21 protein-coding genes are annotated in these 26,455 nt (G+C 66.2%); 14 read left to right on the forward strand and 7 right to left on the reverse strand.

Annotated elements, in window-relative coordinates:
- Positions 1-15: 15 nt before the first annotated feature.
- The 4 genes from ruvX to gshB form a co-directional block, all read right to left on the reverse strand.
- Positions 16-453 (reverse strand): Holliday junction resolvase RuvX, encoded by a 438-nt coding sequence (ruvX, locus tag IB261_RS02125; protein ID WP_138213113.1) that lies wholly within the window; start codon positions 451-453, stop codon positions 16-18.
- A complete protein-coding gene (locus IB261_RS02130) occupies positions 450-1,019 on the reverse strand; it encodes a YqgE/AlgH family protein (RefSeq protein WP_192383341.1) in 570 nt (189 codons plus the stop codon). Before IB261_RS02130 ends, ruvX begins: the two co-directional genes overlap by 4 nt.
- A gap of 74 nt (positions 1,020-1,093) precedes the next feature.
- A complete protein-coding gene (locus tag IB261_RS02135) occupies positions 1,094-1,987 on the reverse strand; it encodes an energy transducer TonB (RefSeq protein WP_081519601.1) in 894 nt (297 codons plus the stop codon).
- Between the two features lie 56 nt (positions 1,988-2,043).
- Positions 2,044-3,006: a glutathione synthase gene (gshB, locus tag IB261_RS02140; protein ID WP_081519602.1), complete on the reverse strand. Its 963-nt coding sequence runs from the start codon at positions 3,004-3,006 to the stop codon at positions 2,044-2,046.
- Between the two features lie 280 nt (positions 3,007-3,286).
- On the opposite strand from gshB, the gene pilG reads away from it, so the two are divergent.
- The 10 genes from pilG (at position 3,287) to IB261_RS02190 (ending at position 19,291) form a co-directional block, all read left to right on the forward strand.
- Complete coding sequence (pilG, locus tag IB261_RS02145; RefSeq protein ID WP_015475142.1) at positions 3,287-3,694, forward strand: twitching motility response regulator PilG; 408 nt, start codon at positions 3,287-3,289, stop codon at positions 3,692-3,694.
- A 46-nt stretch (positions 3,695-3,740) separates the two neighbouring features.
- A complete protein-coding gene (gene pilH / locus IB261_RS02150; protein WP_024766237.1) occupies positions 3,741-4,106 on the forward strand; it encodes a twitching motility response regulator PilH in 366 nt (121 codons plus the stop codon).
- A gap of 53 nt (positions 4,107-4,159) precedes the next feature.
- The gene (locus IB261_RS02155) at positions 4,160-4,696 is read left to right on the forward strand and encodes a chemotaxis protein CheW (protein WP_081519603.1); all 537 of its coding nucleotides are present in this window, start codon (positions 4,160-4,162) and stop codon (positions 4,694-4,696) included.
- 83 nt (positions 4,697-4,779) lie between these two features.
- Positions 4,780-6,828: a methyl-accepting chemotaxis protein gene (locus IB261_RS02160; protein WP_045212954.1), complete on the forward strand. Its 2,049-nt coding sequence runs from the start codon at positions 4,780-4,782 to the stop codon at positions 6,826-6,828.
- 62 nt (positions 6,829-6,890) lie between these two features.
- Entirely contained in the window at positions 6,891-7,754 is an 864-nt protein-coding gene (locus IB261_RS02165) for a protein-glutamate O-methyltransferase (RefSeq protein ID WP_151189771.1), read from the forward strand.
- 24 nt (positions 7,755-7,778) lie between these two features.
- Positions 7,779-16,253: an Hpt domain-containing protein gene (locus tag IB261_RS02170; protein WP_192383340.1), complete on the forward strand. Its 8,475-nt coding sequence runs from the start codon at positions 7,779-7,781 to the stop codon at positions 16,251-16,253.
- Complete coding sequence (locus tag IB261_RS02175; protein ID WP_192383339.1) at positions 16,246-17,280, forward strand: chemotaxis protein CheB; 1,035 nt, start codon at positions 16,246-16,248, stop codon at positions 17,278-17,280. Before IB261_RS02170 ends, IB261_RS02175 begins: the two co-directional genes overlap by 8 nt.
- Positions 17,281-17,290: 10 nt before the next feature.
- Entirely contained in the window at positions 17,291-17,797 is a 507-nt protein-coding gene (locus IB261_RS02180; RefSeq protein ID WP_192383338.1) for a chemotaxis protein CheW, read from the forward strand.
- Positions 17,798-17,804: 7 nt separating this feature from the next.
- Positions 17,805-18,605, forward strand: coding sequence for an AraC family transcriptional regulator (locus IB261_RS02185; RefSeq protein ID WP_192383337.1), 801 nt, complete (start codon positions 17,805-17,807; stop codon positions 18,603-18,605).
- A 74-nt stretch (positions 18,606-18,679) separates the two neighbouring features.
- On the forward strand, positions 18,680-19,291 hold the full coding sequence (locus IB261_RS02190) for a LysE family transporter (RefSeq protein ID WP_192383336.1): 612 nt from the start codon (positions 18,680-18,682) through the stop codon (positions 19,289-19,291).
- 11 nt (positions 19,292-19,302) lie between these two features.
- Here IB261_RS02190 and IB261_RS02195 read toward each other — a convergent pair whose 3' ends face one another.
- Positions 19,303-20,022 (reverse strand): 16S rRNA (uracil(1498)-N(3))-methyltransferase, encoded by a 720-nt coding sequence (locus IB261_RS02195; protein WP_192383335.1) that lies wholly within the window; start codon positions 20,020-20,022, stop codon positions 19,303-19,305.
- An 85-nt stretch (positions 20,023-20,107) separates the two neighbouring features.
- The gene (locus tag IB261_RS02200) at positions 20,108-21,511 is read right to left on the reverse strand and encodes an adenosylmethionine--8-amino-7-oxononanoate transaminase (protein ID WP_192383334.1); all 1,404 of its coding nucleotides are present in this window, start codon (positions 21,509-21,511) and stop codon (positions 20,108-20,110) included.
- A 192-nt stretch (positions 21,512-21,703) separates the two neighbouring features.
- Here IB261_RS02200 and IB261_RS02205 point away from each other — a divergent pair, with 192 nt between their 5' ends.
- The 3 genes from IB261_RS02205 to IB261_RS02215 all read left to right on the forward strand — a co-directional run bounded on the left by IB261_RS02205 (position 21,704) and on the right by IB261_RS02215 (position 24,530).
- Positions 21,704-23,194, forward strand: a complete 1,491-nt coding sequence (locus IB261_RS02205; protein ID WP_192225475.1) for a flavin monoamine oxidase family protein — start codon at positions 21,704-21,706, stop codon at positions 23,192-23,194.
- A 177-nt stretch (positions 23,195-23,371) separates the two neighbouring features.
- Positions 23,372-23,926 (forward strand): cytochrome b, encoded by a 555-nt coding sequence (locus IB261_RS02210; RefSeq protein ID WP_081519613.1) that lies wholly within the window; start codon positions 23,372-23,374, stop codon positions 23,924-23,926.
- Between the two features lie 28 nt (positions 23,927-23,954).
- Positions 23,955-24,530, forward strand: a complete 576-nt coding sequence (locus tag IB261_RS02215; protein WP_081519614.1) for a YceI family protein — start codon at positions 23,955-23,957, stop codon at positions 24,528-24,530.
- 51 nt (positions 24,531-24,581) lie between these two features.
- Here IB261_RS02215 and IB261_RS02220 read toward each other — a convergent pair whose 3' ends face one another.
- Entirely contained in the window at positions 24,582-25,016 is a 435-nt protein-coding gene (locus IB261_RS02220; RefSeq protein WP_139791640.1) for a MarR family winged helix-turn-helix transcriptional regulator, read from the reverse strand.
- A 270-nt stretch (positions 25,017-25,286) separates the two neighbouring features.
- On the opposite strand from IB261_RS02220, the gene mexA reads away from it, so the two are divergent.
- Entirely contained in the window at positions 25,287-26,444 is a 1,158-nt protein-coding gene (gene mexA, locus IB261_RS02225; RefSeq protein WP_192210396.1) for a multidrug efflux RND transporter periplasmic adaptor subunit MexA, read from the forward strand.
- The last annotated feature ends 11 nt before the right edge of the window (positions 26,445-26,455 follow it).

Raw genomic sequence — 26,455 nt, forward strand, 5'->3', positions numbered from 1 at the left:
GGAGCCGGCCTCGGGTCAGGCGGGGGCGTTGTCGGCCAGCCAGCCCTCCAGCAGCAGGGCGGCGGCCAGGGCGTCCACCGGGCGCTCGCGGTATCCGTCGCGCTGGCCCTGGGCCAGGCGCTCGCCCTTGGCGGCGTAGGTGGTCAGGCGTTCGTCGTGGGTGTGTACCGGCAGGTTGTAGCGGCCGTGCAGGCGGCGGGCGAATTTCTCGGCGCGCTCGCTCATGTCGCTGGGGGTGCCGTCCATGTTCAGCGGCAGGCCGACGACGATGGCGTCGGGCTGCCATTCCTTGATCAGGGCTTCGACGCGGTTCCAGTCCGGCACGCCGTTCTGTGCCTTGAGCACGCACAGTTCGCGGGCCTGGCCGGTGATGGCCTGGCCGACGGCGACGCCGATCTGCTTGGTGCCGTAGTCGAAACCCAGGAGCAGGCGCAGGGGTTTGCTGGTCATCAGGCGTGCCCGGCCTGGGCGGTGAGCAGGCTGAGGTTGACCCCCAGGCGCTCGGCGGCCGCCGACAGGCGCTGCTCGGCCGGCACCTCGAAGAGCACCGCCGGGTCCGCGGGGCAGGTCAGCCAGGCGTTGTCGGCGAGTTCGGCTTCCAGTTGGCCGGCTTCCCAGCCTGCATAGCCGAGGGTGATCAGGTGTTGCGCGGGGCCGCTGCCATCGGCGATGGCGAACAGCACGTCCTGGGAGGTGGACAGCGACAGCTCGCCCAGCCCCAGCGTGGCCTGGTAGCTGCGCCCGGTGGGGTGCAGGACGAAGCCGCGGTCAGTCTGCACCGGGCCGCCGCTATAGATGGTCACGCCCTGGCAGCGCACCGGCGGCAGTTCGTCCGGGCGCAGTTGTTCGAGCACGTCGGCGAGGCTCAGGCCACTGGGGCGATTGATGATCAGGCCCATGGCACCCTGCTCGTTGTGTTCCACGAGGTAGGTCACCGTCTGGGCGAAATTGGAGTCCGCCATGTGTGGCATGGCGATCAGGAAGTGGTGCTTGAGGTAGCTGGCGGCTGTGCTTTTCATGCCGGCTAGTTTCAGGCCTGGGGGCCAAAGGGACAAGACTTGAAAGCGTCAGCAGACGCTTCGGGCGCGCTGGCTCAGTTGCTGGACAGGCGGTCGCCGCGCTCGAAGCGCCAGGTGCGGATGATTTCCAGGCGGTCGATGTCGTTCAGGTCGCCGGAGAAGGGCGCGAAAGGCGCGGCCAGGCGCACGATGCGCTGGGCGGCCTGGTCGAGCGTCGGCTGTCCGGAGGATTCCAGGACCTGCACCTCATACAGCGAGCCGTCGCGGTTGATCGACACCAGCAGCCGCAGACTGCCGTAGATGCGTTGGCGACGGGCTTCGTCGGGGTAGTTGAGGTTGCCGATGCGTTCGATCTTCTTGCGCCACTCTTCCTTGTACCAGGCGCCCTTGTCGCGCATGGTCGAGGCGGCGCTCAGGCGGTGGATGCGCGGACGCTTGGCGTAGGCCTGCTGGTCGCGGGCGAGGTCGGCTTCGAGGCTGGAGATTTCCGCCGAGAGCTGGGCGGAGTCGAACTGCGGCGCCGGCTTGGCGACGGTCTCGGCCTTGGGCGTCTGCTGCTTGGTCTGCACCTTGTCCGGGCGCGGGGTGCGGGTGGCGACGGCGGCCTTGGGTGCTTCGGGGCTCTTGGCCTGGCGCGGGGTGGCCGGCGGAGAGACTTTCTTGACTTCGGTGTCCTGGAACGGCGCCTGCTCGGTGGTCTTGGGGATCGCCTTGTGTTCCAGGGTGCCGCTGCCCTGCTGGTTCATCTGGGCGAGGTAGTCGGCCTTCTCGGGCGCCTTGTCGCTCTTGAAGCTGGCCAGGGTGATTTCCAGCGTCTTGCTCAGCTGGCTGGGCGAGGGCATGGTGAAGCCCACGCCCAGCAGCACGGCCACGTGCAGGATGGCCGCAACGAACAGGGTGAAACCCAGACGGTCCGCCGGACGTACGCCGGAGGACACGGGGAAGTCTTGATGGGTTGCAGCGTTCATTGCGGATCGCACGGGCCAGGGTGGGGCGGAAGTCTGCCGACGAGGCTTATAAAAGTCTATGACGCACTGCGCGCCTTGAGCTTTTCGTCGATGACTGCCATCAGTCTCTCACCGATGCGCGTGTCGTAGGCCGCATCGATCTCGCGGATGCAGGTCGGGCTGGTGACGTTGATCTCGGTGAGGTTCTCGCCGATCACGTCCAGGCCGACGAACAGCAGGCCGCGCTTGCGCAGTTCCGGGCCGACCTGGGCGGCGATCCAGCGGTCGCGTTCGGTCAGCGGCTGGGCCACGCCACGGCCGCCGGCGGCGAGGTTGCCACGGGTCTCGCCCTGGGCGGGAATGCGCGCCAGGCAGTATTCCACCGGCTCGCCGTCGATCATCAGGATGCGCTTGTCGCCATCCTTGATGGCCGGCAGGTAGCGCTGCGCCATGACCTGCTCCTGGCCGTGGCGGGTCAGGGTCTCGAGGATCACCGAGAGGTTCGGGTCGCCTTCGCGGTGGCGGAAGATCATCGATCCGCCCATGCCATCCAGGGGTTTGAGAATGATGTCACGATGCTCCGCGGCGAATTCGCGGAGAATGTCGGACCGGCGGCTCACCACTGTCGGCGGCGCGCACTGCGGGAACAGCGTGGCGAAGTACTTCTCGTTGCAGTCACGCAGGCTCTGCGGCTTGTTGACGATGAGCGTACCGGCGGTTTCGGCCTGTTCCAGCAGGTAGGTGGAGTAGACGAACTCGTTGTCGAAGGGCGGGTCCTTGCGCATCAGGATCACGTCCAGGTCCGACAGCGGCTGGTCGACTTCGTCTTCCAGTTCGAACCAGTGGGCTGGGTCGTAGAACACCTTGAGCGGACGCATGCGACCGCGGGCGACGTTCTCTTTCTGGTAAAGATCCTGCTGTTCCATATAGAAGAGCTGCCAGCCACGGGCCTGGGCGGCCAGCAACATGGCCAGCGAGCTGTCCTTCTTGAAACTGATCTGCGCGATGGGGTCCATCACGATCCCGAGGCGTACGCTCATGGGATGTCCTCCTGGGGGAATTCGTCGGCTTGGGGCTGCGACTCGAGGCCGCGCCGCAAAGGCTGAAAATGGACGCTCAGGGTGGCGCTGGATGTGCGCTCGGTCAAGGAAAAAGCCTGCGCGTTCGGGGTCTTATGGCCTGAATTTGCTGGGCGTGGTAAAGATTCTGACGATTGTGGTAAAAGGTTCCCACGATTGGGTCGCAGCCCGACGGTGGCAGGGCGCTTGCGCACTGAAATAAAAAGCGGAAAAACGACTCACCGAGATGGTAAGGGCGAACATGGAACAGCATTCCGACGGTTTGAAAGTAATGGTGATCGACGATTCCAAGACGATTCGTCGCACGGCTGAAACCCTGCTGAAGAAAGTCGGCTGCGATGTCATTACAGCCATCGACGGCTTCGACGCGCTGGCCAAGATCGCCGATACCCATCCGAGCATCATCTTCGTCGACATCATGATGCCGCGCCTGGATGGCTATCAGACCTGCGCCCTGATCAAGAACAACAGTGCATTCAAATCCACGCCGGTGATCATGCTGTCCTCCAAGGACGGCCTGTTCGACAAGGCCAAGGGTCGCATCGTCGGTTCCGATCAGTACCTCACCAAGCCTTTCAGCAAGGAAGAACTGCTCGGCGCGATCAAGACCCATGTGCCCGACTTCACCCCGGTGGAGCACGCTTCCTGAAGTCCGGCGCAAGCGCCGGTGACGCCTATTCCGTATGGGGACCACAATGGCTCGAATTCTGATTGTTGATGACTCGCCGACCGAGATGTACAAGCTGACCGCGATGCTGGAAAAGCACTCGCACCAGGTACTCAAGGCCGAAAATGGCGCCGATGGCGTGGCCCTGGCTCGCCAGGAAAAGCCCGACGTCGTCCTGATGGACATCGTCATGCCCGGCCTGAACGGCTTCCAGGCGACCCGTCAGCTGTCCAAGGACCCGGAAACCAGCGCGATTCCGGTCATCATCGTCACCACCAAGGATCAGGAGACCGACAAGGTCTGGGGCAAGCGCCAGGGCGCTCGCGACTACCTGACCAAACCGGTGGACGAAGAAACACTGCTCAAGACCATCAATTCGGTGCTGGCCGGCTGATACAGCCGTACCTGCACACCTGAACATAATTATTAGAGAAGGCCAGGGCCGGCATGGCGGAAGTCCAGAGTCCTTTCGAGGTTCTCGTCCAGATCGATCAGCGCTGTCGTCAGCTGGCCGCGGGTCTGCCCGCGCAGCGCGAGGTGGTGCAGAGCTGGAACGGCATCGGCTTTCGCATGGCTGGGCGCCTGTTCGTGGCGCCCATGGGGGAGGTCGGCGAGGTTCTTCATGAGCCGCGCTACACACTGCTGCCCGGTGTCCGTGACTGGGTGAAGGGGGTCGCCAACGTGCGCGGCCGCCTGTTGCCGATCATGGACCTGTGCGGTTTCCTCGGCGCGGAGCTTTCGCCTCTGCGCAAGCAACGGCGTGTGCTCGTCGTGGAATACCAGGAAGTCTTCGCCGGTCTCATCGTCGATGAGGTGTTCGGCATGCAGCACTTCCCGGTGGACACCTTCTCCGAGCAGCTGCCGCCCCTCGAAGCGGTCCTGCAGCCCTTTATCCATGGCGTCTTCCATCGGGAGCAACCCTGGCTCGTGTTCAGCCCGCATGCGCTGGCTCAGCACCCGGGGTTCCTGGACGTCGCCAGCTAGAGTTTGACCGGTTGGGCCGGCATTGCCGGCCCTTGTTGTGACATGGAATTCGTAATCGTGGTGGGTCCAGGCGGGGGCCGAATATGAAAAATATAAAGGCAGGCAGTCTTTTTTCGGGTGCGCGTAGCAGCTCGCTGATCCTCGGACTCTTCGTGGTCCTGATCGTGGCGATCGTCTTGCTGTTCGCCAACTTCGCTTACCTCAACACCCAGGCGAACCACGACAAGCAGTACATCGGCCATGCCGGCGAACTGCGCGTGCTGTCCCAGCGTATCGCCAAGAACGCCACGGAAGCCGCGGCGGGCAAGGCGGAGGCGTTCAAGCTGCTGAAAGAAGCGCGCAACGACTTCGAGAAGCGCTGGAACATCCTCTCCAAGGGTGACGAGAGCACCGGCCTGCCGCCGAGCCCGGATTCGGTACAACCGCAGATGGCGGATGTACAGAAGGACTGGGACACCCTGCGCAAGAATGCCGACTCCATCCTCGCCAGCGAACAGACCGTACTGTCCCTGCACCAGGTAGCCGCGACCCTCGCCGAAACCATCCCGCAGCTGCAGGTGGAATACGAAGAGGTCGTCGACATCCTGCTGGAAAACGGCGCCCCGGCCGACCAGGTCGCGGTAGCCCAGCGCCAGTCGCTGCTGGCCGAACGTATCCTCGGCTCGGTGAACAAGGTGCTCGCCGGTGACGAGAACTCCGTGCAGGCCGCCGACAGCTTCGGCCGTGACGCCAGCCTCTTCGGTCGCGTACTCAAGGGCATGAAGGAAGGCAACGCGGCGATGAGCATCTCCAAGGTGACCAACGCCGAAGCGGTGGACCGCCTCAACGAGATCGCCGAGCTGTTCGAATTCGTTTCCGGCTCGGTGGACGAGATCCTCGAGACCTCCCCGGAACTGTTCCAGGTCCGTGAAGCCGCCAACACCATCTTCGGTGGCTCGCAGACCTTGCTGGACAAGGCTTCCAGCCTCGCCGCCGGCTTCGAGAACCTGGCCGAAGGCCGTGTGTTCAACCAGGTCGCCAGCGCCGCGCTGGGTATCATCGCCCTGGGCGCGATCATCCTCATCGGCCTGGTGATGGTGCGTGAAACCAACCGCCGACTGGCCGAGACCGCCGAGAAGAACGAACGTAACCAGGCGGCGATTCTGCGACTGCTCGACGAAATCGCCGACCTCGCCGACGGTGACCTGACGGTGGCCGCGACGGTAACCGAGGACTTCACCGGTGCGATCGCGGACTCCATCAACTACTCCATCGACCAGCTCCGCGAGCTGGTGGAAACCATCAACCTGACAGCCGTGCAGGTGGCCGCCGCCGCCCAGGAAACCCAGGCCACCGCCATGCACCTGGCCGAGGCTTCCGAGCACCAGGCCCAGGAAATCGCCGGCGCCTCCGCCGCGATCAACGAAATGGCCGTGTCCATTGACCAGGTATCGGCGAACGCCTCCGAGTCCTCGGCGGTAGCGGAACGTTCCGTAGCCATCGCCAACAAGGGCAACGAAGTGGTGCACAACACCATCACCGGCATGGACAACATCCGTGAGCAGATCCAGGACACCTCGAAGCGGATCAAGCGCCTCGGTGAATCGTCCCAGGAGATCGGTGACATCGTAAGCCTGATCAACGACATTGCCGACCAGACCAACATCCTCGCACTGAACGCCGCGATCCAGGCGTCCATGGCGGGCGACGCGGGCCGCGGCTTCGCCGTGGTAGCGGACGAAGTACAGCGCCTGGCGGAACGTTCCTCCGCTGCGACCAAGCAGATCGAGGCGCTGGTGAAGACCATTCAGACCGACACCAACGAAGCGGTGATCTCGATGGAACAGACCACCTCCGAGGTGGTACGTGGTGCCCGTCTGGCGCAGGACGCCGGTGTGTCCCTGGAAGAGATCGAGAAGGTATCCAAGACCCTGGCAGCGTTGATCCAGAACATCTCCAACGCCGCCCGTCAGCAGGCCTCCTCCGCCGGCCACATTTCCAACACCATGAACGTGATCCAGGAGATCACCTCGCAGACCTCTGCCGGTACCACCGCTACCGCGCGCAGCATTGGTAACCTGGCCAAGATGGCCGGCGAGATGCGCCACTCCGTATCCGGCTTCAAACTGCCGGACACCGCCGAACAGGCCTGAGCAGAGGAGGTGCGCTGCTCTTAGCCGGGTAGCGCACGACGATCTTGAGCGAGGGGCGCGACATGCAGGCAAGTGGCGTCTGGTCGTTGCAGCCGTTGGCCGACATGTCGGCCGCGGACTTCCGCGACTGGCAGGCACTGTTGGAAGACCGCACCGGCGTTGTCGTCAACGAGCAGCGCCGGGCCTTCCTGCAGACCAGCCTGGGCGCGCGGATGCGCGAACTGGGCATTGCCGACTACGGCACCTATTACCGCCAGGTCACCGATGGCCCGCGCGGCGCCGTCGAGTGGTCGAACCTGCTGGACCGCCTCACCGTTCAGGAAACCCGTTTCTTTCGCCACAAGGCATCCTTCGACGTGCTGGAAAGCTTTCTGCTCCAGCGCCTTGAACAGGTCGGCCCGAGCCGGCCGCTGGCCTTGTGGAGCGTCGGCTGTTCCAGCGGCGAGGAGCCTTACTCCCTCGCCATGGTGGCCGCCAAGGTACTGGAAGACGCAGGTCTTGCGCCGCTGTATGGCGTGACCGGCACCGACATCAGCCTCAATGCCCTCAACCGGGCGCGCGAGGCCACGTATGCGGCACGCAAGCTTGCGGATATCGACCCGGAACTGGCCACGCGCTACTTCAGCGCGCAGGATGACGGTCGATACGCAGTGATACCCGATCTCGCCGGGCGCGTCTGTTGCGCGCGGCTGAATGTGCTGGAACTGGCCAAGGCGCCAATGTCCGGCATGGACGTGATTTTTTGCCAGAACCTGCTGATCTATTTCCGCCGCTGGCGGCGGCGGGAAATCCTCAATCGCCTGGCCGAGCGGCTGGCGCCTGGGGGACTGCTGGTGATCGGAGTGGGCGAGGTCGCCGATTGGCACCACCCGCTGCTCGAACCGGTCGCCGATGAGCGCGTTCTGGCCTTTACCCGGAAGGGATGACACAGACACATGAGTGGAGTGGCTATGGGTGATCGGCACGATTATGTCGCCCTGGAATGGGTAAAAGGCGAGATTGCCGAAACGCTCAAGCAGGCGCGGCAGGCCCTCGAATCCTACGTCGAGAATCCCCAGGACCCGACGCGGATGGGCTTTTGCCTGGCCTATATCCACCAGGTACGTGGCACTCTGCAGATGGTGGAGTTCTACGGCGCAGCCCTGCTCGCCGAAGAAATGGAGTACCTGACCCAGGCGCTGATCGACGGCACGACTTCCAGCCAGAGCGAAGCGCTGGAAGTGCTGATGCAGGCCATCCTGCAACTGCCGGCCTACCTGGAGCGCATCCAGAGCGCCCGCCGCGACCTGCCGCTGGTGGTGCTGCCGCTGCTCAACGACCTGCGCACCGCCCGTGGCGAGAAGCTGCTGTCGGAAACCAGCCTGTTCTCCCCCGACCTGTCCCGCGAATCCCCGGTATTGCCGGTGGACGCCCTGGCGCGCCTGCGCACCGCCGAACTGCCGGCGCTGCTGCGCAAGCTGCGGCAGATGCTGCAGGTCGCCCTGGTCGGCGTTATCCGCAACCAGGACCTGCCGACCAACCTGGGCTACCTGGCGCGCGTCTTCGCCCGCCTCGAATCCCTGTGCAAGGACGCCCCGCTGGGCCGTCTGTGGGTGATCGCCTCGGCGATGATCGAAGGCCTGGCCAACGGCAGCATCGCCAACGGCACCTCGGTGCGTAACCTGCTGCGCCAGGTCGACCGCGAGTTCAAACGTCTGGTCGACCAGGGCGCCGACGCCATGAACCAGCCGGCGCCCGACGAGCTGATCAAGAACCTGCTGTTCTACGTGGCCAAGGCCTCGGACCAGTCGCCGCGCGTGCGTGCGGTGAAGGACGAGTACCGCCTGGACGACGCCCTGCCGGGCGCAGCCCTGGTGGACGAGGAGCGTGCCCGCCTCGCCGGCCCCGACCGCGACGCCATGCGCTCCGTCGTTGGCGCGCTGTGCGAGGAGCTGGTGCGGGTCAAGGACAGCCTCGACCTCTTCGTGCGCAGCGACCGCAGCGGCGTGAACGAGCTGGGCAGCCTGCTGGCGCCGCTCAAGCAGATCGCCGACACCCTCGCCGTGCTGGGCTTCGGCCAGCCGCGCAAGGTCATCCTCGACCAGATCGACGTGGTCAGCGCGCTCGCCCACGGCCAGCGCCAGCCCAGCGACGCCACCCTGATGGATGTCGCCGGTGCGCTGCTGTATGTGGAGGCCACCCTGGCCGGCATGGTCGGCCCGAGCGAAGAGCCGGGCCGCGAAGAGAACGTCCTGCCGACCACCGATGTCGAGCAGATCCACCAGGTGGTGATCAAGGAAGCGCGCAACGGCCTGGAACTGGCCAAGGACGCGATCATCGAGTTCATCGCCTCGCAGTGGAACCACGAGCACCTGGCCCGCGTGCCGGAACTGCTGACGCAGGTTCGCGGTGGACTGGCGATGATCTCCCAGGAACGTGCGGCGAAATTGCTGGAAAACTGCAATCGCTACATCCAGGAACAACTGCTGGTGCGCCAGGCCGTGCCGGACTGGCACAGCCTGGACACCCTGGCCGACGCCATCACCAGCGTCGAGTACTACCTCGAGCGCCTGTCGGAAGACCACAACACCCAGGGCGACATGATCCTCGACGTGGCCGAGGAGAGCCTGGACAGCCTGGGCTACTCGCTCAAGCCGCGTCCGTCGATCCTCGACGCCGAGCCGAGCGCCTTCGCGCCTGCTCCGCTGGACAATCCACTCGACGAGATCGACGTGCTGGCCGCCCAGCCGCTGGCCGAGCCGACCGAAGCGGTGCCCGTGGAGGAAGTCCCGGAACTGGCCGCGCCGGTGGAAATCGCCGACAGCTTCGAGCCGTCCGGCTTCGAGGCCGCCCCGCTCGAAGAGCCGTCGCTCGAACAGCCTGCCCCCCTTGCTTCTCTGGAAGAGCTCGCTCCTTCGGAAGAACTGGCCCCCGTTGAGCAGCCGGCCCCGGTAGAAGAACCGACCCTCGACCTGGCGGACTTCGACGCGCCACAACCCGCCGTCGAAAACGCAGAGACCTTCACGTTCGAATCCCTGGAGCCGGTCGTCGAACCTGCTGCCGTGGAAGAGCCCGCGCTGCTGGCCGACGTCGACCTCCCTCTCGAGCCGCAAGCCCAAGCTGCCGGCGAAGCCGATTCCAGCTTCACCTTCGAGCCCCTGGAGCTGGACTCCGGCCTGCCTGCCGCCGAGCCCATCGCTGAGCTGGGCGCCTGGACCCTGGACGAGGTCGAGCCGCTGGCCGCCTCTACCGAACCGAGCGCGCCGACCGCCACGCTGGAGCCGGAAAGCCTCAGCTGGGACATCGAGCTGGAGCCGGCTGCACCGATCACCGACACCACCCTGGCCGACGAAGGCTGGTCGCTGGACGACAGCCACAAGGCCGACAGCATCGAGTTCAGCCTCGAAACGCTGGAAGAAGCTCCCGCGCAGCCGCTGGCCGATGAACTGAGCTGGAGCCTGGACGACACCGCTGCGCTGGCCGAGGCGCCGCGCTTCGACGAGCCGGCTCCGGCGGAGGCCGTCGTTGCCGAGCAGTCCTGGGAAGCCCTGGACCTGTCCACCGCGCCGAGCGACACCCCGGCAACCCCGGAGCTGGTCGAAGACTTCGCCAGCCTGCCGTCGCTGGAGGCCGCTCCGGCCCCGGTGGACGAGCTGAGCTGGGACATGGAAGCGCTCACCCCGGCTGGCGAGAAGCCCGCCGAGGAAGACTGGTTCAGCGTCGACCTGACCCAGCCGGCTGCCGAGTCGCCTGCGCCTTCCCTGGAACTGGACGAAAACTTCGCCAGCCTGGAAGCGCTCGAACCCGCGCCGCTGGCGACCCTGGAATCCCTGGACGACCTGAGCTTCGACGCCCAACCGGCCACTGATGAGCCGTCCCCCGCGCAAGTCGCGCTGGTCAGCGATGACAACTGGACCCTGGGCGAGCTGAGCGAGCCGACCGCGCTGGACGCCGGCGTCGACCTCAGCCTCGACGCGCCGCTGCAGCTCGAACCGCTGGAGTCGCTGGCCGAAGCCGAAACGCCCGCCTTCCAGGCCGAAGCCTGGAGCGACGAGAACATCGCCGAACTGGACCTGCCGGAAGTCGAGCTGCCCAGCCCGCCGGCCGAGCCCGAGCCGGTCGCCGAGGCACCGGCCAAGCCGCTGTCCCTGGCCGAAGTCATGGCTGCCCCGGTCCAGGCGATCAACCCGCCTGCCCAGGACGTGCCGCCCAGCCTGCTGCCGCCGCCCGCCGACGAAGAACCGATCGACGAAGAGCTGCGCGAAGTCTTCATCGAAGAAGCCGGTGAAGTGCTGGAAACCATTGGCGAACACCTGCCGACCTGGCTGGGGAGCGCCGACGGCCGCGAGTCGCTGACCGAAATCCGCCGCGCCTTCCACACCCTCAAGGGCAGTGGCCGGATGGTCCGCGCCCTGGTGATTGGCGAACTGGCCTGGTCCATCGAGAACCTGCTCAATCGCGTGCTGGATCGCAGCATCACCGACTCGCCGACAGTGCAACTGGTGGTCCAGGATGTCGTCGCGCTGATGCCTGAACTGATCGATGAGTACGCCGCCAGCGCCCAGCGCCAGCGCGACGATGTCGACCGTCTTGCCGCCACCGCCCACGCCCTGGCCAAGGGACAGCCGGTGCCGCCGCCGAGTGGCGGGCTGCCGGAGTCGGCGCCGCAGGTCGAGGACATCACCCCCGAGCTGGCTGACGTCGAGGAAATCGCTGCGCAAGCGGCCAACGAGGGCCTCGACGAAAGCCTCGACCCGCAGTTGCTGGAGATCTTCCGCAACGAAGCCGAAGCCCATCTGGAAACCCTGGTCGGCTTCCTCGCCGATTGCGCGCAACAGCTGCCGCAGCCGGTGACCGACGACCTGCAGCGCGCCCTGCACACGCTCAAGGGCAGCGCACACATGGCCGGCATCCTGCCGATCGCGGAAATCGCCACGCCGCTGGAGCGGCTGGTCAAGGAATTCAAGACCAACCTGTTGCAGGTGGACCTGCGCGAGGCCGAGCTGCTGCACGCCGCTGAAGGCCTGTTCCGCGTCGGTCTCGACCAGCTTGTCGAAGGCCGCCCGCTGGCGCCCATCGAGGGCAGCCCGGAGCTGCTGGCGCGCATCGCGCAGATCCACCAGGAACGCCTGGAGGCCGCCGAGGCCAAGCGTCGCGGTGAAAGCGGCGAGGGCAGCGGCAACGACCCGCAGATGATCGGCATGTTCCTCGCCGAGGGCATGGACATCCTGCTCGACGCCGAGGACCTGCTGCGCCGCTGGCGTGAACACCCGCAGGAGCGCCACGAACTGGGCGCCCTCTACGACGAGCTGGAAACCCTCAGCCGTGGCGCGCAGATGGCCGAGCTGCCGCAGATGGCGGAACTCGCCGATGCGCTGCTGGCGGTCTACGGCGCCGTGCGCCAGGGGCGCCTGGAAACCGGCGATGCCTTCTTCTCCGCCGCCGAAACTGCCCACGAGGCGCTGATCGGCATGATGGACCAGGTGGCTGCGGCCCTGCAGGTCAGCGCCCGCCCGGAACAGGTCGAAGCGCTGCATCGCTTGCTGGACGCTCCGGTCGCCGCACCGCAAGAGCCTGCGAACGACCAGCAGGACGATTCGGACATCGAGTTCGTCGACCTGGAAAGCCTCACCGCCGAGGACTTCCCGGCCGAGGACGAGGAGTTCCTCCTGGGCGGCCGCCCGGTGGACGACGACAACCTGCCCGACGGCCTGGGCTGGTCGGCGCGCAACGACAATGACGGCGCCCCGCGCGGCGCCGCCGATGATGACGACGATGAGGTTATCACCGCCGAGACCCCGCATGCCCATCCCGCCCCGCAGCAACCGCCGCGGGCGCTGGACGAGGAAATGGTGGCGATCTTCCTCGAAGAGGCGGTCGATATCCTGGATAACGCCGGCCAGGCGCTGGACCAGTGGCTGGCCTCGCCCGAAGGCCTTGCTGCACTCTCGACCCTGCAGCGCGACCTGCACACCCTCAAGGGTGGCGCGCGCATGGCGGAAATCCGCGAGATCGGTGACCTGTCCCACGAACTCGAATCGCTCTACGAAGGCCTGCTGGACCATCGCTTCCAGCACAGCCAGCCGCTGGGTGATCTGCTGCGTACCTGCCACGACCGTCTGGCGACCCAACTCGACCAGTTGCAGGCCGGCCAGGCGCTGACCGACCCGGCCGACCTGGTGCAGACCATCCGCACCTTCCGCCAGAACCCGGCCGCCGGCCTGAACCAGCCGCAAGCCCTGGCTGTGCAGCAGGACGCCGTGGCCGAGCAGGACGAAACCCTCGAACTGCCGCCGGTCATCGAAGACGCCATCGAGCTGGAGCTGCCCGCCGAGGTGGCGCCGGAAGCCGAAGCTGCTGAAGGCATCGAAACGGCTGATCCTGAAGCCAGTGATCTGGAAAACATCGAGCTCGACAGCATCGAGCTCGAAGCCATCGAGCCGGAAAGCATTGCTGCCGACGCGGGCGCCGAGCCGGAGCTGGAAGTCACGGCGCAGGATCTCGACCTGCAGGCCTTCCTCGAAGCCGCCGAGGCTGAAGTTGCCGAAGCGCAGCCGGTCGCAGTTGCTCCTGAAGCCTCTGGCGTTCAGGACAGCGAGTACGAGCTGGACGAAGACCGCGACCAGGAACTGGTGGAAATCTTCCTCGAGGAAGGTTTCGACATCCTCGAAAGCTCCTCCGGTGCCCTGCACCGCTGGATGGAAAACCCCGACAACAGCGTCGAGCTGGAAGCGCTGCAACGCGACCTGCACACCCTCAAGGGCGGCGCGCGGATGGCCGAGATCCGCCCCATCGGCGATCTCTCCCACGAACTGGAATTCCTCTACGAAGGCCTCTGCGGCGGACGCCTGCGCGCCAGCCCGACACTCTTCGAGCTGCTGCAGCGCTGCCACGACCGTCTCGCCGAGATGCTCGAGGCGGTTCAGCAGCATCGCCGGATTCCGGGAGGTGAATCGCTGATCGACGCGATCCACCGATTTCGTGCCAACCCCGAAGAACAACTGAGCATCCCCAGTAGCGTCAGCCTGCACGCGATCAGCTCCGCCCATGCAGCGCCGGAAGGCCCGGAAGCCGACATCCTGGATATCTTCCTGGAAGAGGCCGACGACCTGCTCGAAGCCATGGAACAGGCCCTGGGCCGCTGGGACGCCGAGCGCGAGAACGGTGCGCTCGACGAGCTGCTGCGCATTCTCCACACCCTCAAGGGCGGTGCGCGCCTGGCTGGCCAGACCAGCCTGGGCGACCTGGCCCACGACCTCGAACAGCACCTGGGCGAAGCCCAGCAGCAGGGCGCGCCCTGGCCGGAAAGCCTGCTGATGGACGCGCAGTCCGGCTTCGAGGGCCTGCAGGCCGAAGTCGACCAGCTGCGCCTGCACCTGGGTGAAGTCGAGAGCGTCGAAGGCCAGCAGGAAGACCTCGCCGAGGAGCCGATTGCCGAACCTCCGGCCCCGCTGAACCTGCCGGCACTGCCGGAAGCCATCATGGCCGCGGCCGTACCGCAGCGCAGCGATGCGCCGGTGGTGCTGCCCTTCGTCCGCCGTGCCCAGGAAGCCGCCCAGGAAGCCGCTGCGCGTCGCGCGCCGCAGGAACTGGTGAAGGTGCCCGCGCAACTGCTCGAAGGCCTGGTCAACCTCGCCGGTGAGACCTCGATCTTCCGTGGTCGCGTCGAGCAGCAGGTGAGCGACGTCGGTTCGACCCTGGGCGAGATGGACGCCACCATCGAGCGGGTTCGCGACCAGCTGCGCCGCCTCGATACCGAAACCCAGGCGCAGATCCTTTCGCGCCACCAGGCCGACGCCGAGCGCGCCGGCTACGAAGAATTCGACCCGCTGGAAATGGACCGCTACTCGCAGCTGCAGCAGCTGTCGCGTGCACTGTTCGAGTCCGCTTCCGACCTGTTCGACCTCAAGGAAACCCTGGCCGCCAAGAACCGCGACGCCGAGACCCTGCTGCTGCAACAGGCGCGGGTCAACACCGAGCTGCAGGAAGGCCTGATGCGCACCCGCATGGTGCCCTTCGACCGCCTGGTGCCACGCCTGCGCCGGATCGTCCGTCAGGTGGCGAGCGAGCTGGGCAAGCAGGTCGAGTTCGTGGTCAGCAACGCCGAAGGCGAGATGGACCGTACCGTGCTCGAACGCATCGTCGCGCCGCTGGAGCACATGCTGCGCAACGCGGTCGACCACGGCATCGAGTCCGGCGAGGCGCGCCGCATCGCCGGCAAGGCCGAGCAGGGCACCATCCGCCTGACCCTGGGCCGCGAGGGTGGCGACATCCTCCTGACCCTCGCCGACGATGGCGCCGGTATCCGCCTGGAAGCGGTGCGCCGCAAGGCCATCGAGCGTGGCCTGATGACCGACGACAGCGAGCTGAACGACCACGAGGTGCTGCAGTTCATCCTCGAGGCGGGCTTCAGTACCGCCGAGAAGGTCACGCAGATTTCCGGCCGTGGCGTGGGCATGGACGTGGTGAACTCCGAGGTGAAGCAGCTCGGCGGCTCCATGAGCATCCACTCCAGCATCGGCGAAGGCACCCGCTTCGACATTCGCCTGCCGTTCACCGTGTCGGTGAACCGCGCGCTGATGGTGCTCTCCGGCGAAGACCTCTACGCCCTGCCGCTGAACACCATCGAAGGTATCGTGCGGGTCTCCCCGTACGAGCTCGAAGCCCTCTACGAGCAGGCTGCCGCCGACGAGACCGGCGCCGCGCCGAGCTTCGAATATGCGGGCCAGAGCTATGAACTGAAATACCTGGGCGACCTGCTCAACAATGGCCAGCATCCCAAGCTGGTCGGGCAGTCGCTGCCGTTGCCGGTGATCCTCGTGCGCTCGGCGGACCACGCCGTGGCAGTGCAGGTGGATGCCCTGGCGGGCTCGCGCGAGATCGTGGTGAAGAGCCTCGGTGCGCAGTTCGCCGGCGTCAGCGGCATCTCCGGTGCGACTATCCTCGGTGACGGTCGCGTGGTGGTGATTCTCGACCTGCTGGCGACCATCCGTGTGCTCCATGCGCAGCATGTCCAGCACGCCCCGCGCCGCCAGCTGGCCGGCCCGGCCGCCGCGGAGATCGAGCACCAGCGCCCGACCCTGGTCATGGTGGTGGACGACTCGGTCACCGTGCGCAAGGTCACCAGCCGCCTGCTCGAGCGCAACGGCATGAACGTGCTCACCGCCAAGGACGGGGTGGACGCCATCGCCCAGCTGCAGGAACACAAGCCCGACATCATGCTGCTGGACATCGAGATGCCGCGCATGGACGGCTTCGAGGTGGCCACCCTGGTGCGCCACGATGAACAGCTGAAGGACCTGCCGATCATCATGATTACCTCCCGTACCGGCGAGAAGCACCGCGACCGTGCCCTGGCCATCGGCGTCAACCAGTACCTGGGCAAGCCGTACCAGGAATCCGAGCTGCTGGAGAACATCCACAAGCTGGTGAAGGCCCATGTCTGAGCAGAGCACGCCGCGGATTGCGGTGATTGCCGATACCTCCTTGCAGCGCCACGTGCTGGCGCAGGCCCTGGCCGGCCATGGCTACCAGGTGGTGCTCAACGCCGACCCGGCGCGCCTTGAAAGCGAGCAGCTGGAAGCCTGCGAGACCGACCTGTGGCTGGTGGACCTGGCGCAGCAGGAAGATTCGCCGTTGGTGGACAACCTGCTGGAGCAGTCGCGGGTGCCCGTACTGTTCGGCGAAGGCCACGCACCGGAGCGGCATTCCGAACATTACCCGCGCTGGGAGCGCCGGCTGGTCTCCAAGCTGCGCAAGCTGGTGGGCGACCCCAGCGCCGGCGTCGGCCGCAGCCTGGCTGCGCTGCTCGACGAAGCGCAGCGCCCGACCCGCGTGACGCTGCCCGATGACCTCGCGGCCTCCCCGCTCAAGGCCGGTGAACCTGCGGCGCAGGTCTGGCTGCTGGCCGCCTCGCTGGGCGGCCCGGCAGCGGTGAAGACTTTCCTCGATGCGCTGCCCGGCGGCCTGCCGGTGGGCTTCCTGTACGCCCAGCACATCGACGCTTCCTTCGAGGCCAACCTGCCGCAAGCGGTCGGCCGCCACAGCCAGTGGCACGTCAACACCGTGCGCGACGGCGACCCGGTGCGCTGCGGCGAAGTCGTGGTGGTGCCGATCGCCCGCGAACTGGGCTTCGACGGCTCGGCGCGCATGCGCGTGGAAGATCGCAGCTGGCCGGAGCCTTACAGCCCGTCCATCGACCAGATGATGCTCAACCTCGCCCAACAGTACGGCGATCGTTGTGGCGTGATCGTGTTCAGCGGCATGTGCAGCGACGGCAGCGCCGCCGCGGCCTACGTGCGCCGCCAGGGCGCGCCGATCTGGACCCAGCGCGCCGACAGCTGCGCCTGCTCGAGCATGCCCGACAGCCTGCGCGAAGGCGGCTACAGCACCCTTTCCGGCGACCCGCGCGAACTCGCGGCGGCGCTGGTCAATCACCTCGCCGAGCAATGCGTCGGCGTAGTCACGCAGTGAGATCGGACCGATGAGTGATCTTCCCGTCGCCAATGCCGGCGTTGCCAATGGTGCTGTTGCCAAGGGTGCCGCGGCCCCCGGCAGCCTGACCGCGCTGCTGGTGCCACTGGCCGACCGCAACCTGCTGCTGCCCAACGTGGCGGTGGCCGAGCTGATCACCTACCGTGCCCCGCACCCGGTGGACGGCCTGCCGTCCTGGTACCTGGGCCAGGTGGCCTGGCGCGACCTGCGCCTGCCGCTGCTGTCCTTCGAGGCGGCCTCCGACGGCCAGGCCGAAGTCAGCCCCGGCGCGCGGGTGATCGTGGTCAACGCCCTGGGCGGGCGACCCAACGTGAAATTCTTCGCCCTGCTGGTGCAGGGCATCCCACGTTCGGTGAAAGTTGGCAGTGATCTCAAGCGCGCCGACGTGCCGCTGGCGCCGCTGGAGCTGGACGCGGTTGACCTGGGCGACGCCCAGGCGCGCATCCCCGACCTGGCCGCGCTGGAGCAGAAGCTGGCCGACTCCGGCCTGATCTGAGCCCGCCATGACCGGTGGCCTGCGCCTTGCCCAGCTGGGGGACCAACCCGGCTTCGAGGTCGCCGGCGCCACCCTCGGCGGCCACCGTTTCGAACGCCACAGCCACGACGAATTCGTCATCAGCGCCAACCTGCGCGGCGAGGAAAGCGTATGGCTGGATGGCCGTAGCTTCGACGCCGGCCCCGGCGCCATCACCGCCTACAACCCCGGCCAGATTCAGGGCGGCGGTGTTGACGAAGGCCAGCCCTGGCAGTTCGTCAGCCTCTACATCGCGCCTGAGCAGCTGGCCACGATGCTCGGCCTGCAGCGCCTGGAGTTCGAGCGGCCCACTGACCGCCTTCCCGCCCTGGCCGCTGCCCTGGCCGACGCCGTCGAGGGCGTGCTGGGCGATGATGCCTTCGTTCGCCAGCGCGGCGAGGAACGCCTGACACTGCTGCTGGCCGAGATCGCCCGCGCCATGGGCGTGCGCCTGCCGCAGGAAAGTCTGGAGAATGGCGGCCGGATTGCCGACCTGCAGGACTGGCTGGCCGCCGACCTGGCGCGACAACCCAGCCTCGACGAAATGGCCGCCCACCTCGGCCTGTCACGCTTCCACCTGCTGCGCAGCTTCCAGAAGCAGGTTGGCCTTAGCCCGCGGCAGTGGGCCATGCAACTGCGCACCCGGCGCGCCCAGGCCTTGCTGCGCAAGGGGCTGCCGGCCACTGAAGTGGCGCACGAACTGGGCTTCGCCGACCAGAGTCACCTGAACCGGCACTTCCGCGCGGCTTATGGTGTGTCGCCGGGCAACTTCCAGCGCGCCCTGCGCTGAGCAATCCGGTTCAAGTCCGGCGGCCGCTGCCCAGGCAGAATCGCGTCATCGCCTACTGGTTCGAGAGCTGATCCATGACCCTGTTCTTCGCCGCACTGCTGTTCGGCATCGTCTTCTGCCTGTCCCCCGGCGCGGTCCTCGCCGAAACCTTGCGCCGTGGTCTGAAGGGCGGCTTCCGCCCGGCGCTGCTGGTGCAGTTCGGCTCGCTGATCGGCGATGCGGTGTGGGCGCTGATCGGCCTCACCGGGCTGGCGTTGCTGCTCGGTCACGAGACCCTGCGCCTGCCGCTGACCCTGGCCAGCGCAGCCTATCTGGCCTGGCTGGGTGTGCAGAGCCTGATGGATGCTCGCCAGGTCGGCCTGGCGGAGGAGGGCGACAGCGGCGAGCACAATGCCGGGGCGTTCGCATCCGGGGCCATGCTGTCGCTGTCGAACCCGAAGAACATCGTCTACTGGGGCGCGCTGGGCGGCGCCATGGCCGGTCTGGTCGACGGCGTGCCGTCGCTGGCGGACTCGCTGGTGTTCTTCGCCGGCTTCATGACCGCCTCGGTGAGCTGCTGCTTCCTCTGCGCCGCACTGGTGGACTGGCTGCGGCGCAACGCTTCGCCGCGCTGGCACCGGGTCAGCCATGCGTTGTGCGGGGTGGTGTTGCTGGTGCTGGCGGGGTTGGCGTTGCGCGGCGTCTGACGCCGAAGCGGTTAGAAATCACCCCAAAGCTGCTGCGCCACGCTCAATGCCACCACCGGAGCGGTCTCGGTGCGCAGCACGCGCGGTCCCAGTCGCGCGGCATGGAAACCAGCCCCCTTGGCCTGCTCCACTTCCGCATCGCTCAAGCCGCCTTCCGGGCCGATCAGGAAGGCCAGGCTGGACGGCTTGTCATGGCTGGTCAGCGGTTCGGCCACCGGGTGCAGCACCAGCTTGAGTTGCGCCTCGCAGCTCTCCAGCCATTCGCCGAGCGTGATCGGCGCGTTGAGCACCGGCAGCACCGAGCGGCCGCATTGCTCGCAGGCGCTGATCGCCACCTGGCGCCAGTGGGCCATGCGCTTGTCGGCGCGTTCGTCCTTCAGGCGTACTTCGCAGCGTTCGCTGACGATCGGGGTGATCTCGCTGGCGCCCAGTTCGGTGGCCTTCTGGATCGCCCAGTCCATGCGCTCGCCGCGGGACAGACCCTGTCCCAGATGGATGTGCAGCGGCGACTCGGCCTGGCCGGCAAAGGCTTCGCGCAGTTCCACGCGGACGTTCTTCTTGCCGACCTCGATCAGTTCGCCCAGGTATTCGTGGCCGGAGCCGTCGAACAGCTGCACGGCGTCGCCGGCCGTGTGCCGCAGCACGCGGCCGATGTAGTGGGCCTGGGCTTCGGGCAGCTCATGCTGGCCGAGGGAGAGCGGGGCGTCGATGAAGAAGCGGGAGAGGCGCATTTTTTGGGCTACAGGCGGCAGGCTAAGGGCTACAGGCTGGCTAGTGTATCGCCTGCAGCCTATGGCCTGAAGCCTGCCGCCGCTTTCAGCCCGGATCGCGATGCTCGGGGAAGCGTTCGCTGACCGCCACACTCACGCTGTCGCGGGTGGCGATATCGATGCCTTCGCTGGCGACCTCGGCGAGGAAGTCGATCTGCTCGGGGGTGATGATGTACGGCGGCAGGAAGTACACCACGCTGCCCAGCGGGCGCAGCAGCGCGCCGCGCTCCAGGCCGTGCTGGAAGACCTTCAGGCCGCGACGCTCCTGCCACGGGTAGGGCGTCCTGCTGGCCTTGTCCTGGACCATCTCGATGGCGAGGATCATGCCGGTCTGGCGGATTTCCGAGACGTGCGGGTGGTCGGCCAGGTGCGCTGTGGCGCTGGCCATGCGTGCCGCCAGGGCCTTGTTGGCCTCGATGACGTTGTCCTGCTCGAAGATGTCCAGGGTCGCCAGGGCGGCGGCGCAGGCCAGCGGGTTGCCGGTGTAGGTGTGCGAGTGGAGGAAGGCGCGCAGGGTGGCGTAGTCGTCGTAGAAGGCCTGGTAGACCTTGTCGGTGGTGAGCACCGCGCTCATCGCCAGGTAGCCGCCGGTCAGCGCCTTGGACAGCACGAGGAAGTCCGGAGTGATGCCGGCCTGCTCGCAGGCGAACATCGTACCGGTGCGGCCGAAGCCGACGGCGATCTCGTCGTGGATCAGGTGTACGCCGTAGCGGTCGCAGGCCTCGCGCAGCAGCTTGAGGTAGACCGGGTGGTACATGCGCATGCCGCCGGCGCCCTGCACCAGCGGCTCGACGATCACCGCCGCGACTTCTTTATGGTGCTGCTCCAGCGCCTGCTCCATGGCGGCGAACATCGTCCGTGAGTGTTCTTCCCAGCTCACGCCTTCGGGGCGCAGGTAGCAGTCGGGGGTCGGCACCTTGATGGTGTCCATCAGCAGCGACTTGTAGGTCTCGGTGAACAGCGCGACGTCGCCCACCGACATCGCCGCCACGGTTTCGCCGTGGTAGCTGTTGGTCAGGGTGATGAAGCGCTTCTTCTCCGGCTGGCCGAGGTTGTGCCAGTAGTGGTAGCTCATCTTCAGCGCCACTTCGATGCCGGCCGAGCCGCTGTCGGCGTAGAACACCCGGGAGAAGCCGGCCGGTGCCAGGCGCAGCAGGCGCTCGGACAGCTCGATCACCGGCTGGTGGCTGAAACCGGCGAGGATCACGTGCTCCAGCTGGTCCACCTGGTCCTTGATGCGCTGGTTGATGCGCGGGTTGGCATGGCCAAAGACATTGACCCACCAGGAGCTGACCGCGTCCATGTAGCGCTTGCCTTCGAAGTCCTCCAGCCAGATGCCCTCGCCGCGGCGGATCGGGACCACCGGCAGGCGCTCGTGGTCTTTCATCTGGGTGCAGGGGTGCCACAGCACCTCGAGATCGCGCTGCATCCACTCGGCGTTCAGGCCCATGGTCTGCTCCTTTAAATAATGGCTCGTCAGACGGTCGACTCGCCCGGATCGGGCAAGCCTATTCAATGCTCCTGAGATGAACAAGGACACGTCCTACGACACATGCGGTGGGCAGCCGACCAACACGGCTATTCGGCATTCGGGCGCTCACGTATGCTTCGCGCCTTTGCACCGATTCGGGGAAGTCTGGCGATGAAAATGGGATGGCTGCGCGCTGCCGCGTTGCTTGCTCTGGGGGTGTTCAGCGTAGTGGCGCTGGGCAAGGACAAACAACCGACCGCCATCGTGGTCGGCGGCGGTCTTGCCGGTCTTTCCGCAGCCTACGAGCTGCAGCAGGCGGGCTGGCAGGTCACCCTGCTGGAAGCCAAGCCGCAGGTGGGCGGTCGTTCGGGCCTGGCCACCAGCGAGTGGATCGGCAACAAGAAGGTCCAGCCGACCCTCAACGGCTACCTGGAAACCCTGAAGGTGAATTCGGTGCCGGCGCCGGAATTCGTCCGCACCCCGAGCTACCTGATCGACGGCGTCTACTACACCAGCGCCGACCTGAAGGCCAAGATGCCGGCCGTCGCCGCGGACCTCGAGCGCTTCGAGAAGTCCCTGAACGAGCTGTCCGCCTCCATCGACGACCCGCTCAACCCGCTGGCGAACAAGACCCTGTTCGCCCTCGACCAGCTCACCGCCGCGCGCTGGCTGGACAAGCTGAACCTGTCGCCGACCGCGCGCCTGCTGGTCAACCAGCGCATCCGTTCGCACTACGACGAACCGTCGCGCCTGTCGCTGCTCTACCTCGCCCAGCAGGGCCGCGTGTACCGCGGCGTCGACGACCGTGACCTGCGCGCGTCGCGTCTGCCCGGCGGCAGCCAGGTGCTAGCCCAGGCCTTCGTCAAGCAGATCAAGACCATCAAGACCAACGCCAAGGTCACCTCGATCAGCCAGGACAAGGACGGCGTGACCGTCAAGGTCGGCGCCACCGGCTACACCGCCGACTACCTGGTGCTGGCCGTGCCGCTGCGCGCCCTGGGCAACATCACCCTGACCCCGGGCCTGAACGAGAAGCAGCTGGCGGCCCTCAAGGGCACCAACTACGGCTGGCGCGACCAGATCCTGATGAAGTTCAAGCGCCCGGTGTGGGACGACAAGTCGCGCCTCTCCGGCGAGATCTACAGCGACCAGGGCCTGGGCATGATCTGGGTCGAGCCCGCGACCAAGGGCGGCGCCAACGTGCTGATCAACCTGTCCGGCGACAACGCCCGCGTGATGCAGGCCTTCGGCGACCGCCAGCTCTCCGAGCAGGTGCTGATCCGCATGAACAAGTACTACCCGAAGATGCGCGGCGCCTACGACGGCTACGAAATGCGTCGCTACAGCACCGACGCCGGCACCGGCGGTTCCTACCTGGCCTTCGGTCCGGGCCAGATCAGCCGCTTCTGGCGTGTGTGGGAGACCCCGGTGTCCCGCGTGGCCTTCGCCGGCGAGCACACCGATGCGCTCTACCCGGGCACCATCGAAGGCGCCCTGCGCAGCGGCAAGCGTGCCGCCAGCCAGGTCCGCGACCTCTACGCCGGCAAGACGCCGGTGCTCGAAGGCGCGTCCCTGGTGGCTGACAACAAGCCGGCCGCCAGCGACAAGCCGGCCGATGCCAAGGGCGAGAAGAAGGGCATCATGTCCTGGCTGCCGTTCTGACCGAACCTGCTCCACCCCGACAATGCCGGCGAAAGCCGGCATTGTCGTTTCTGCTCTGGGACGGGCGTTTCAGACTCGGACCTATCTTGTCAGTCGATGTTTCAAAGCAGATTTTTCTGCTTTTCTTCGATGGATTAACCGCTAGTCTTGAATTCCCGTTTTCAAGGATGTCGATCGATGCAATGGCGTAATTCCCCCGCTCGCTACGGACTGGTCAGCCTGTTCCTGCACTGGGGCAGTGCGCTGGTGGTCTTCGGCCTGTTCGGCCTAGGCCTGTGGATGCGCGAGCTGGACTACTACGACACCTGGTACCACCGCGCTCCGGAAATCCACAAAAGCATCGGCATCCTCCTGGCTATCGCCCTGATCGTGCGCGTGCTCTGGCGCTTCATCAGCCCGGCGCCACCGACCCCGGCCAACCATGGCCAGATGACCCGCCTGGCCACCAGGCTCGGCCACCTGGCGCTCTACGCGCTGCTGTTCGCGGTGATCGTCGCCGGCTACCTGATCTCCACCGCCGAAGGCAAACCCATCAGCGTGTTCGGCTGGTTCGACGTGCCCGCCACCCTGAGCGGCATCACCGACCAGGCCGACATCGCCGGCGCCATTCACCTGTACCTGGCCTGGACCCTGGTTGTACTGGCCGTGCTGCACGCCCTGGCGGCGTTCAAACACCATTTCTTCGACCGTGATGAGACGCTGGTCCGCATGCTCGGTCGTGCCGCGAAATAACACCTCACCTCAAAGGGAGATTGCTTCAATGCTGAAGAAGACGTTCGCCGCTCTGGCGCTGGGTACCGCCCTGTTCTCCGCTGGCCAGGCCATGGCCGCGGACTACAAGATCGACAAGGAAGGCCAGCACGCCTTCATCGAGTTCCGCATCAAACACCTGGGTTACAGCTGGCTGTACGGCCGCTTCGACGACTTCGACGGTGCCTTCACCTTCGACGAGAAGAACCCGTCCGCCGACAAGGTCAAGGTGACCATCAACACCAACAGCGTGAACTCCAATCACGCCGAGCGTGACAAGCACCTGCGCAGCGCGGACTTCCTGAACGTCTCGAAGAACCCGACCGCGACCTTCGAATCCACCGGCGTGAAGGCCGATGGCAAGAATGCCGAGATCACCGGCAACCTGACCCTGAACGGCGTGACCAAGCCGGTCACCATCAAGGCTGAACTGATCGGCCAGGGCGATGACCCGTGGGGCGGCTACCGTGCCGGCTTCCTCGGCACCACCACCCTCAAGCTGAAAGACTTCAACATCCAGCGCGATCTCGGCCCGGCTTCCCAGGAAGTCGAGCTGACCCTGTCGGTCGAAGGGGTGCGTCAGTAAGACGCAGGATTGCGAAAACGCCGGCGAATGCCGGCGTTTTCGTTTGTGCTGTCAGTCCGCGTGACCCTGCAGGCACTGCCGCAGGAGCTGGGTGAGGGTGCGTTGCTCGTCGTCGTCCAGCGGCGCGAACAGACTGTCATGGGTCCGTGCGAGGATGGCCTGGGTACGCTCGTCGACACGGCTCCCGGCCTCGGTCAGGAACAGCTGGAAGCTGCGCTGGTCACCCGGGTTGCGCTCGCGACGCACCAGACCCAGCGTCTCCATCTCACGGATCTTGCGGGTCACCAGTGCCTTGTCGCGGCACATCTTGCGGCCGAGGCTCTGCAGGCTCTGGCCGGCATCGGCGCCGATCAGTTCGAGCAGGCGGATGTCCGGTGGCGTGAGGTCGATGCCCTCCGCGCACAGTTGGTCCTGGAGGCTCTCGCGCAAGTGGTCGAGGACCTTCATCAGGGTCTGTGGCAGGTCGGGATTCACGTTGTGGGTCATCGGCTCGGTCACGGTAAGTCTTGTGTAAATCAGGTTGATCGGCTCAACCATTTTTTCGTATTTTAGTTGATGTTATCAACTTTGTTCATCGCCGCGACTGCCTTGCGGGAAACCTACTGCGTTATCAGCCAAAGGCTAAAACGTTTCAGTAGGTTTCCCTCAGGGCTTTCGGACGTTTACAAACACAGCTGAATGTAAGTATTTTTGCCAGCTTTTCCGGACCGGCAAGCCCACAGCCAAACCGGATGCTTTGCTCACGAGGACAACGATATGCAACGAAAGCCAGCCATGCGCGCCCTGGTCCCGGCCCTGCTCGTCGCCATGGCCACTCTTGCCGGCTGCGACAAAGCCCAGGCCCCGCAGGAGAAGCAGATCCCCGAGGTCGGTGTAGTGACCCTGCAGCCGCAGGAAGTCACCCTGAGCACCGAACTGCCGGGCCGTACTACCGCGTATCGCATTGCCGAAGTTCGCCCGCAGGTGAACGGCATCATCCTCAAGCGTCTGTTCAAGGAAGGTAGCGACGTCAAGGAAGGCCAGCAGCTGTATCAGATCGACCCGGCCACTTACCAGGCGACGCTGCAGAGCGCCCAGGCCAACCTGGTATCCACCCAGCAGCAGGCCGAACGCTACAAGGAACTGGTCAAGGACGAGGCGGTGAGCAAGCAGCAGTACGCCGACGCCCAGGCCGCCTACCTGCAGGCCAAGGCCACTGTCGACAGCGCCCAGATCAACGTGCGCTACACCAAGGTCTACTCGCCGATCTCCGGCCGTATCGGCCGCTCCAGCGTGACCGAAGGCGCCCTGGTGCAGAACGGCCAGAGCACCGCGCTGGCCACCGTGCAGCAGCTGGACCCGATCTACGTCGACGTCACCCAATCCTCCACTTCGCTGATCCGCCTGCGCCGCGAGCTGGCCGCCGGGCAGCTGGAGAAGGCCGGCGACAACGCCGCCAAGGTCAAGCTGTACCTGGAAGACGGCTCCGAATACCCCGTCGAGGGCAAGCTGGAGTTCTCCGAGGTCTCGGTTGACCAGGGCACCGGCTCGGTGACCGTGCGCGCCATCTTCCCCAACCCGAACAAGGAGCTGCTGCCGGGCATGTTCGTCCATGCGCAGCTGGAAGAGGGCATCAAGAAACAGGCCATCCTGGCGCCGCAGCAGGGCGTGACCCGTGACTTCCGTGGCATGGCGACCGCGCTGGTGCTCAATGCCCAGGACAAGGTCGAGCTGCGCACCATCAAGGCCGACCGCACCGTCGGTGCCTACTGGCTGGTCAGCGATGGCCTGAAGGCCGGCGACCGCCTGATCACCGAAGGCCTGCAGTACGTCCAGCCGGGCGCCCAGGCCAAGGCCGTACCCGCGAAGAACGTGGCGCCCACCGCCGGTGCCGCCGACAAGCCCGCCGCCGCTCAACCGGCCAAGCAGGGTTAATCAAGGGGATT

Origin of the sequence: Pseudomonas sp. PDM20, from assembly GCF_014852575.3 — a bacterium.
Lineage (GTDB): Bacteria > Pseudomonadota > Gammaproteobacteria > Pseudomonadales > Pseudomonadaceae > Pseudomonas.